Source organism: Planktosalinus lacus, assembly GCF_014640155.1.
Classification (GTDB): domain Bacteria; phylum Bacteroidota; class Bacteroidia; order Flavobacteriales; family Flavobacteriaceae; genus Planktosalinus; species Planktosalinus lacus.
The window spans coordinates 23,624-29,798 of record NZ_BMGK01000015.1 but is presented as its reverse complement, the minus strand read 5'-3'; the positions used below and the strand labels follow the sequence as shown (position 1 = coordinate 29,798).

At 36.7% G+C, this 6,175-nt stretch carries 6 protein-coding genes; 2 read left to right on the top strand and 4 right to left on the bottom strand.

Going from position 1 to position 6,175, the window contains the following annotated elements; all coding sequences use genetic code 11:
* On the top strand, positions 1–112 hold a 112-nt coding region (locus tag IEV69_RS14020; protein WP_188443335.1), incomplete at its 5' end, for a T9SS type B sorting domain-containing protein.
* 17 nt (positions 113–129) lie between these two features.
* Positions 130–1,134, top strand: coding sequence for a PorP/SprF family type IX secretion system membrane protein (locus tag IEV69_RS13535; protein WP_188443333.1), 1,005 nt, complete (start codon positions 130–132; stop codon positions 1,132–1,134).
* 4 nt (positions 1,135–1,138) lie between these two features.
* Here IEV69_RS13535 and murI read toward each other — a convergent pair whose 3' ends face one another.
* The 4 genes from murI to bamA all read right to left on the bottom strand — a co-directional run bounded on the left by murI (position 1,139) and on the right by bamA (position 6,173).
* On the bottom strand, positions 1,139–1,927 hold the full coding sequence (murI, locus tag IEV69_RS13530) for a glutamate racemase (RefSeq protein ID WP_188443331.1): 789 nt from the start codon (positions 1,925–1,927) through the stop codon (positions 1,139–1,141).
* Positions 1,928–1,992: 65 nt separating this feature from the next.
* Entirely contained in the window at positions 1,993–2,490 is a 498-nt protein-coding gene (locus tag IEV69_RS13525) for an OmpH/Skp family outer membrane protein (RefSeq protein WP_308420139.1), read from the bottom strand.
* 48 nt (positions 2,491–2,538) lie between these two features.
* Positions 2,539–3,603, bottom strand: a complete 1,065-nt coding sequence (locus tag IEV69_RS13520) for an OmpH family outer membrane protein (protein WP_188443327.1) — start codon at positions 3,601–3,603, stop codon at positions 2,539–2,541.
* A 35-nt stretch (positions 3,604–3,638) separates the two neighbouring features.
* On the bottom strand, positions 3,639–6,173 hold the full coding sequence (gene bamA / locus IEV69_RS13515) for an outer membrane protein assembly factor BamA (RefSeq protein WP_188443337.1): 2,535 nt from the start codon (positions 6,171–6,173) through the stop codon (positions 3,639–3,641).
* Between the last annotated feature and the right edge of the window lie 2 nt (positions 6,174–6,175).

Sequence of the window (6,175 nt, the reverse complement as noted above, 5' to 3'; positions counted from 1 at the left end):
CGGCACTTACAATGGGCGGGACATGCCATCGAGCGACTACTGGTTTAGAGTGGAATACATAGAAGAAGATATAAACAAAGAATTTAGAGGCCATTTTACCTTGAAAAGATAAAATTAATTTATTACCAAATGAACTTAAAACAAAGTACCTACATTTTATTTATAACTCTGGTTTTTCAATTTTCCAATGCTCAAGATGGAATACCAATTTATTCCGATTATTTTGCAGACAATCTGTATATACTACACCCCTCTATGGCCGGAGCCGCAAATAGTGGACAGATTAGACTAACAGCCCGACAACAATGGTTTGATCAGGATAATGCACCGAATTTACAAACCCTGGCCGCAAATGTAAGACTTGGAGAAAAATCAGGGATGGGCGCCATTGCTTTTAATGATAAGAATGGCTATCATTCACAGGTGGGTGCTTATCTTACGTATGCCCATCATCTTAATTTTTCAAGAAGTGATGTAGATTTGAATCAACTTTCTTTTGGCTTGAGTGCCGGTATTGTTCAGTCTAAACTGGATGAAACAAATTTTGATTTGAACGATTTTGACCCTGTAATTGCTGGAATCTTGCAAAGCTCATCCTATTTTAATTTAGACCTTGGGCTTTCATATAACTTAATGGATGTTTCTATGCATTTTACAGTAAAGAATTTAATTTTTCAAAATAGAAACTTGTACTCAGAAGAGTTTGAATCTAACAATCAGCGAAGATATTTATTTGCTGGATCATACACCTTTGGAGGTGCCTATTATTCTGACTGGACTTTTGAGCCTTCTTTCCTACTTCAATTTTTTGAAAGAACAAATGAATCTGCATTTGATATAAATTTCAAAGCTTATAGAAAAATGGAGTTTGGACGACTTTGGGGAGGACTTTCTTACCGCAGAAGTTTTGATGGAGCTGAATTTCAAAATGGAGCAAGTATATCAAGTCAAAAACTTCAGTATATTTCTCCAGTTTTGGGAATAAACTTCAATAAATTTATGTTTGCATATACCTATTCTCAACAAATAGGGGAAGTAAAATTTTCTAATGGAGGTTACCATCAAATCACTCTTGGATTCAACTTCCTAGACCGCGGAACTGCATATGATTGTAATTGTCCGGCAATAAACTAAACATTTAAAAGTCCAGGAAAGAAATATTAATACTCTTGGAGTATTCTTTTAGAAGTTGCTTAAGAGTGGAGGTGCTTTTATTTGTATAAAATTCTAAACGTGGCTTTATTACCTCCGAAGTTATTAAATTGTGTTTTTCTAATTGTGATTTTGTTTGTTTGGCGACAGCTTCACCTGAATCAATAATAGAAACGTTGGAGGGCATTATTTTTTTAATTTTCGGAATCAAATAGGGATAGTGACTGCACCCTAATACCAAATAATCAATTTCTGATGTTATCATTGGGCTTAAATACTTTTCAAGTAATAAATCCATTTCAATAGTGTCAATCTTATTTTCTTCTATTAAAGGAACCAAACCTTCGCCCACAACTTCAAAAATTTGAATATTTTGAGCAAATAATTCTGATGTTTTACTAAATAAAGAACTTTGGAGAGTTCCTTTAGTTGCCAGGATACCAACTCTCTTCGTTTTTGTTTTTAATGCAGCCGGCTTAATGGCAGGCTCAATTCCTATGAAAGGGACTGTATAGTTTTTTCGAAGTGTTTCAATGGCATTGGTCGTTGCAGTATTACAGGCTACTACAATAATTTTTGAACCCATTGAAAGTAATTTATCAGTGTTTTTTATACTCAGTGCAATGATTTCATCCTGTGTTTTATGACCATAGGGGGCGTTTTTACTGTCTGCGAGATAAATAGTGCTTTCGTGGGGTAATAATGCGTGAATTTCCTTCCATATTGAAGTGCCTCCAACACCTGAGTCAAAAATTCCAATGGGATTGTTGTTCATTGTATAAAAATAAAAAACTGCCCGTCAAATGAGGGCAGTTTTTATAATTTTATTTTGAGCAAGTATTAAATACCTAACTCCTTTTTAACAGCAGCTAATAAGTCTTCACCTTCAGCAACGATTAAACCGCTTCCGGGAGTTGCATCCATTACATATTGAATACCTTTGTCAGCTGCAACTTTTTCGATTGCTTTCTTGGCTTTGTCAAAAAGTGGACTGAATAAGTCGCCTTCCTTTTTCTGTAAGTCCATACTTGCATTTTGACGGTACTCGCCAATTTTTTGTTGTGCTGACTGAACTTCTTCTAAACGTTTTCTGTTTTCTTCTTCCGTTTTTGTTTCAGCTTCAGCCTCATATCTGGCTAATTTTGCTTCTAGTTCTTTTCCCATAGAAACTAATTCTGCTTCATAGGTTTTTTTGATACGTTCCAATTCATTTTGTGCCGAACGTGTTTCAGGCATGGCTTCTATCAAAGCTTGGGTGTCGATATGAGCCATTTTTTGTGCATTTACAAAACTTGTAGCACTTACCATTATAACGAGGGCTACTAAGATTGATTTCATGTTTTTCATTGTGATGTAATTAAGTGTTTGTTAAATTGATTATTATAATTAAAGGCTGCCTCCGCCGTCGTCGTCGTCTTCGGATTGTTGAGGAGGTGTATTATTGTTGTTTCTTGCATTTAAAATAGAGTCTCTTCTTCGTTCTCTTTCTTCCAGGATTTGCAACCTTCTCGCTTCTTGCTCAGCAACTCTGGCTGCTCGAATAGAATCCTGAACTCGTTTTCTTTCAGCTTGAATTTCTTCTCTGCTGGGTGTATCATTGTTTGAAGCTGTTGTGTTGCTTTTTCCATCCACTTCTGTTTCTGGGTCAGAGGTGTTTTTGTCTCCATCCTCATTTGAGTCTCCGTCGCCTTGGTTTCTTTCATCGAGAATACGTTGACGTCTAGCCTCAAACTCAGCTTGTCTTGCTGCTCTGATAGAATCTCTTACCCGTCTTCTTTCTTCTAATAAAGCTTCCCTTTGAGACTTTCTGTCTTCTATGGCTTGTTCGCGTTCTGTAAGTGCTTTGTCTTGTTCATCAGACATGGCATCTCTGCTCTCAATCTCCCTTTTGTCCTGACGATTTTCAGCTTGGGTTCGTTTTGCTGCCCTGTTGATGATTCTAATCACTTGATCACTGATGTCGTTACGTTCTGCAGCGTAAAGCATTACAACATCTGCTGATTTGTCAAAAATAAAATCATATTGTCGGTTGCCTGCTATTTCTTGTACTGCAGTAAAAACCTGATCTTGAATGGGCTGTACTAATTGTCTTTTCTGGATAACTAAATCACCATTGGGACCAAATCGATCTTGTTGATATTCAAAAAGCCGGTCTTCTTCAATTTTTATGTCTTCTTCTCTTTCTTCAATCAATTCATTGGTTAACAATACGCGTTCGTTGCTTAAATTGAGTTTCATTTGATCAATTTCCCGTTGCATTGTCTCAATGTCTTTTTTCCATTTTTGCACCCTGCCTTCAAGTTGAATTGAAGCTTCTTGGTACTCCGGTACATTTTCAAGGATGTACTCCATATCGATGTAACCGATTCTCACACCTCTTTGTGATTGTGCTTCTACCAGAAAAGAAGTAAAAAGCAATGTTAAGCTGAGAAAAATTAATTTGTATTTCATAATTATTGGTTGTTTAAGAAAATATCGTGCCAAAATTAAAATTGTTGCCCTATAATAAAATGTGTTTCCCATCCGTTGGCTTGGAATGTTCCCGGAATAGGGTCAAATCCATAACCGAAATCAATTCCTAATAGCCCAAACGCCGGCATAAATATACGAATTCCGGCTCCAGCTGAACGTTTTAACTGAAATGGATTGTAATTTTTAAACCCGTCATAGGTTGCACCACCTTCAATAAATGTAAGGGCATAAATGGATGCCATTTGTTTCAAAGTGATGGGATAACGCAACTCTAACGAAAATTTATTAAAAATAGTATTCCCGTCTTGGTCTGATAATGACTGGTTTGGATAACCCCTCAACGAAATTATTTCTCTTCCGTCAAGGCTGAAAGCCCCTAGGCCATCACCTCCCATAAAAAATCGCTCAAACGGCGGTACACCCCTGTCTAAGTTGTAGGCTCCAAGAAAACCAAATTCCACTTGTGGTCTGAGTACTAATTTGTCTATAATATTGGTGTACCAAGTTCCTTTAAATTTGATTTTGTAATATTCAAGCCAGTTAAACCTTTTTTGATCTATTAAACCTTGATTGGGTGATCCATCAGGATTCTGAAACTCAGGATCGGAATCTAAAGTACTATATTTTACATTATTAAACAAAGAATAAGGTGGAGTTAATTTTGCTGTAACATTAAATTCAGATCCTCCCAATGGAAAAACCGGATTGGTAAAGGTGTTGTTTCTGCTAACTCCGATAGTATATGCCAGATTGTTTGAAAACCCGTTTCCAAAAGTAAAGAGACCGGTGTTATAGTTTTTTAGGTTGTAATGTTGAAAACTGATTGCGTGTGACAAAACAAAGTGGTCATCTGGCCAACGCAATCTTTTTGCCAAGCCAATCGATCCCCCTGTGATAAGAAAACGGCGGTCACGGTCTGCTTCACGTTCTCTAAAGTCATAAAAATACTGTATTGTGTGAGAGAATGAGAGACTAAACTGAACAGGCTTTTTTCCGCCCAACCACGGTTCAACCAGCGAAAGGCTGTAAGTTTGATAAAAACTACTGGCTTGCGCTCTTAAAGAAAGTTTTTGCCCATCGCCCATTGGTAACGGTCTGTAAGCATCACCGTTGAAAATATTGCGGAGTGAGAAATTATTAAATGAAAGACCCAGGGTTCCCACAAAGCCACCACCGCCATAACCACCCTGAAGTTCAATCTGGCTGGCACCACTTTCTTCAACTCTAAACTCCATGTCTAGAGTTCCAGTATTGGGGTCTACATTTTTAAATTCGGGGGCAATCGTTTCTGGGTCAAAAAAGCCGAGCTGGCCTAATTCCCTTATGGTTCTTACTACATTGCGTTTACTGTATTTTTGACCAGGTCTTACACGCAATTCGCGGTAAATAACATGGTCGTTTGTTTTATCGTTTCCAACGACAGTAACGTTGTTGAAATAAGCAAGTCTCCCTTCATAGATTCTGATTTCAAAATCAATGGTATCATTTTGAATATTGACTTCAACAGGATTAATTCTTGAAAATAAATACCCGTTGTTTTGGTATGCATTGGTTAAATCATCTGCATCGGGATCTGTGTCGTCAGCAATGCGCTCTTGAAGTAAAACACCATTGTATGTGTCTCCCTTTTGAATCCCCAAAAAGTTTTTTAATTCTTGATCTGTATAAATACTGTTTCCAATAAAGCGAATGTCTCCAAAATAATGCTTTCTTCCTTCTTCAAGATTGATGAATAGCTCGATGTTTTTTTCATCTACAATGGCCAGTGAGTCTGAAACAATTCGAGCATCGCGATACCCCTTTTCTTTATAGTTACTTACTAAGGAAGCTTTATCCTCCTCATAAGCTGACTTAATATATTTAGAACGTTTAAAAATGCGAATTGGATTCTTTTGCTTGGTGTTTTTCATCGACCTTCTCACTTTGGCATTTGTGAGCTCATTGTTGCCGGCAATATGAATTTTTTTCACTTTCACTTTTTTACCGCGGTCAATATTGATATTTAAATTTTGACCAATTTCTTCACCGGTAGAATCAACTACGGTATTGGTATTCATCATGACATTTGCAAAGAAAAAACCATCGTCCTTGTATTTGTTTTTGATGAAGTTTTCAGTGGTTGTAAGTAGGTTTTTTGTAACCTTTTTTCCTTTTGTCAGGTCGAGTTCCTTTAGAAGTTCTTTGGCTTTTCCTTTTCTGATTCCGGTAATAGTGGTTTCGTTAAGTGTGGGGAGTTCAGTAATGTTAATTTCAAGGTCAACTATGTTGTCTTGTATGTCTGTAACATAAATATTGACATCACTAAAGAGGTTTTCATCCCATAGTTTTTTTATGACATTGCTTATACGCTGACCGGGGATATATATTTCTTCACCTTTTTTTAGACCAGAAAAGGTAATCACGGTAAGCTCGTTAAAACTTTGTGCTCCTGAAACTGTAATCTCACCAATGGTGTATTTCTTACCACTGTCTAATTGGTTTTGTTGTGAAAAAACAAACAGGGGGATAAATATTAATATATATAAAATAAAAAGGGATTTTAATCTCATGG